Below are 3,190 nucleotides of genomic sequence, written 5' to 3'. Positions count from 1 at the left end.
TTCTTCAGCTTTTTCAGGGTTTCAAATCCGACCTCAACATCTCTGGTTGGCGGGAGATGAGGCATTGGGAACAGATGAACTTTTCCCGATTCAGTAGTAAAATACGGGAAACAGGAACTTATTTCGAGAGGAGGATGCTCAAGGAATTGCTTGATAAAACCTCCGGTATCATAACCAAGTTCATCCATTGTCCTGCATATGGCACCAAAGAGAGTGTTTGAATGGATGGTAGCCGGAAACGTGGAACTGGGTTTCAGATAGACTGCCTGCATAGGTCAGCCTCCGGGTTATAACCGTTCAAGGATCTCATGGGCACTGCCAGCTCCGGACACCTTTTCATACGGACGCCAGTCTTTTCCGGTTTTATAATCGTCAGAGATCTTTTCCAGGAGTTCAATATCGCTGAAGGTTATCTTTCCTGAACCACGACTGCCGTATCCACCGAGGTAATTATCCTCAAGAAGTGTCATTGCTTCAAAGACCAGCTTTAACCGGTCTTCATCTGCAGGTTCGTAAATTGAGAAGACCATCTCGAATCCGAATGCCGATCCTGCAGGGACTCGTTCAATGAATCTGGGTGTGGCCATTGAAGTAAGACGATTGAGATAATTTTCACCCTTAATCTCCGTCCCATGAAGGATATCATCTTTTTTCTTCCACATCTCATCTGTTTCCGGTGTTGGATGACTGTCCCTGACAACCAGACGAGTCGGCCCGCTTGAAACTTCTTTGTCTGCTGATCGGCCAAATGTAATACAGAGTGAACAATCTCGGTTATTACATTTATGTGGTTCTCCGTTATCCATAAGCCAGGGTGTTCCATGCTTGAGTTCAAGAAGCGATCTCATCTTTCCTTTTATCGAAGAACCTGGAATGTAGGGCATATTTGTCATACGATTCATGATTACCGGTGAATCTGTCCCCCCAATCTTGAGGGATTCAGATACACCTCCGATATGCATTCCGGTTTCACAGACAATCTTTCCACGTATCAGGTAATTTTTCTGTAATTTCATCATTCTCCCCTCTTATCTCTCGTAATATTTTGAATATGCAACAAGTGCCTGCATGAGTGCAACAAAACGGTCATAATTTTCTTTTATTCTCTCTTCGCTTGCTCCCTGTGTATGGACCCTTTCGAGACAGAGGGAAACCAGAACAAAGAAATCTTCGGGGATTAGTCTTCTTCCTTTTGCATAGGCCAGATTTGGACGGATCATATAGAAATCTGATTCAATCTCTTTCCATTCTCCGGTTTTCAGTCTTTCCTGGTTACTTGCAATATTATCAAAAAATTTTCTGAGTTGGGTCGTTTTAAGAGATCCTTTGAAACTTTTTGCAAGTTTTTCAGCAATTCCATCGGCTTTTGATATCTCTTCAACGGAAAGTTCAGAGAGATCCTTTTTTGTTTTAATCATCTCAAGTTCTGATGATATGTCGCTTCCCTGTGATTGTCTAAGTCCGCCGTTGTGATGGGATTGATCAGATGATCTTCCAAATCCCTGATTGTTCTGTGTACCTCTCCCGCGTGTCATATCTGGTCTTGGTGCCATTTTTTAACCTCTTATCTTACCTGTTTTTTCTTTTCATCTGTTCGTAATGCAAGACTTGTCCAGTAAACCGGAAGTTTGATCCAGGGAAAAACCGGGTTAATCAGTTCTTCTATTCCCTGACGATGTCGATCTTCGATGTTTCGTTTCATGAGATACTTCAGGTGCGGTAGATATCGTTTGCGATTGAGCCTGGTTTCAGTCCGGCCTTTAGGGTCCATATCTATGATATCCCCGTACGTCTGGTTCCAGAGAGTAAGAAGGGCATATACCATGCTTTTTGAAAGTCTCTTCTCTTTCACGGCATCTATCATCTGGTCGGTTGCTTCGATCAGGGAAGGTAATGCCCGATCACCCAGTCCCTCTTTCCAGGGCAGGCATTCGTCGAAGAGAGCAGCATGATTCTTTGATACTGTTCCGGAACGATACCCTTTTGCTTCTTCTAACAGTTCATCTGCAATATGTACTGCTCTGGATACCGGTAACCGGTGGGATACGATGGCAATTCCTGCTGAAAGGGTAATATGGGGATTTTCTCCTGTGAACCTTCTGAACTCTTCGTAAATCCGGTTAGAAAGTCGAATAGCGGTATCCCATGGTCCGATGATGAGAAGATCATCCCCTCCGGAATATACGATGTAACATGAATTCACTGCCTTTTTTCTACAGGATTCACAGGGTTTGTCCACCTCATACCAGGTTGATTCCAACGATTTATCGGTCTCATCAATCTGGGTTAAAAGGGTAATTTCCCTTCCCTTTTTCTCTTTTACCTGTTCAAGGCACTTAGAGCAGAGGGAAGGATATACCTGGAACTCGTTGCAGATCTGATTCAGGTATCCGGCAAAGTAGAACTGGAGCTGGTTACTGATGGTATGAATCCGTGAGATTGTCCGGTCGTTTTCAGGAAGTCCTCGGGCGATAAGTTTCCCCAGGTTATCAACATCTGCCTTGATATATCCCAGTCTCGGGGTACCGTTTGATAACTGGGCAATCTCACTAAAGGACAGAATATCATGCTGATCAATGGGAACCGTGTTTCCGAGAAACATAAATCCGCATCCGAAATTGTTTTTGAACTGAATATCTGCCGGTACCGTGCTATTCAGGGTAATTACCTGCGATTTTAAGTCCGCCGGGAGAGAACTTACTAGGTCGTAACTTGTCTGAAGGCCAAGATCGGAAAAACTTATTCTTAGTCCTTCACCCTTCATCAACCATTTTGCACGGGCAATTTTCGTCCCGATATCTGTAAACCGAAGACATTGCGGGCATTTGGCCTGATCATGATGAGTACCACAGATATTACAGAACTCACTCAATGGCCTTTCTTCATCCTCCGCTCCAAAATGAAGCCCACAGTCCAGGAATTTTTGTTTTTTCTTCTCTGCACTGAGTACAGCCAGTTCATCAAGAACCTTTGAGAATGACTGAATACCGGCTTTATCAACCGGATGAATCACGAGTGCAAGACTAAGGAGGCCACCGTATTTTCTGAGCAGAAGTTCATTTACCTTTCTGCTGATATACGAGATCCGCTCCTGGTTCTTCTTCGTGTTCGGCACAAGGATGAGGAATTTTCCCCCGGTGTTCCAGAGCACTGATGGTTCGAAGAGATTACATTTTGCTTTGATCTCCTC

Annotated in this window: 4 protein-coding genes; all 4 read right to left on the bottom strand. The window is 44.1% G+C overall.

What is annotated here, in order from left to right:
- A partial coding sequence (locus LUQ50_RS14910; protein ID WP_300041044.1) for a hypothetical protein occupies positions 1-272 on the bottom strand: 272 nt, incomplete at its 3' end.
- A gap of 15 nt (positions 273-287) precedes the next feature.
- Entirely contained in the window at positions 288-1,019 is a 732-nt protein-coding gene (gene csm3 / locus LUQ50_RS14905) for a type III-A CRISPR-associated RAMP protein Csm3 (RefSeq protein ID WP_300041042.1), read from the bottom strand.
- Positions 1,020-1,028: 9 nt separating this feature from the next.
- Positions 1,029-1,553, bottom strand: a complete 525-nt coding sequence (csm2, locus tag LUQ50_RS14900) for a type III-A CRISPR-associated protein Csm2 (protein ID WP_300041040.1) — start codon at positions 1,551-1,553, stop codon at positions 1,029-1,031.
- An 11-nt stretch (positions 1,554-1,564) separates the two neighbouring features.
- A partial coding sequence (cas10, locus tag LUQ50_RS14895; protein WP_300041038.1) for a type III-A CRISPR-associated protein Cas10/Csm1 occupies positions 1,565-3,190 on the bottom strand: 1,626 nt, incomplete at its 5' end.

The sequence above is a fragment of the Methanospirillum sp. genome (assembly GCF_028679455.1).
Lineage (GTDB): Archaea > Halobacteriota > Methanomicrobia > Methanomicrobiales > Methanospirillaceae > Methanospirillum.
The sequence above is the reverse complement of the archived record's forward strand: the minus strand, read 5'-3'. Positions and strand labels throughout refer to the sequence as shown.

What these genes read in the sequence shown, in the direction of transcription:
- csm2 (WP_300041040.1), bottom strand. Translation starts at nt 1,553, where the DNA reads ATGGCACCAAGACCAGATATGACACGCGGGAGAGGTACACAGAACAAT.
- csm3 (WP_300041042.1), bottom strand. Translation starts at nt 1,019, where the DNA reads ATGATGAAATTACAGAAAAATTACCTGATACGTGGAAAGATTGTCTGT.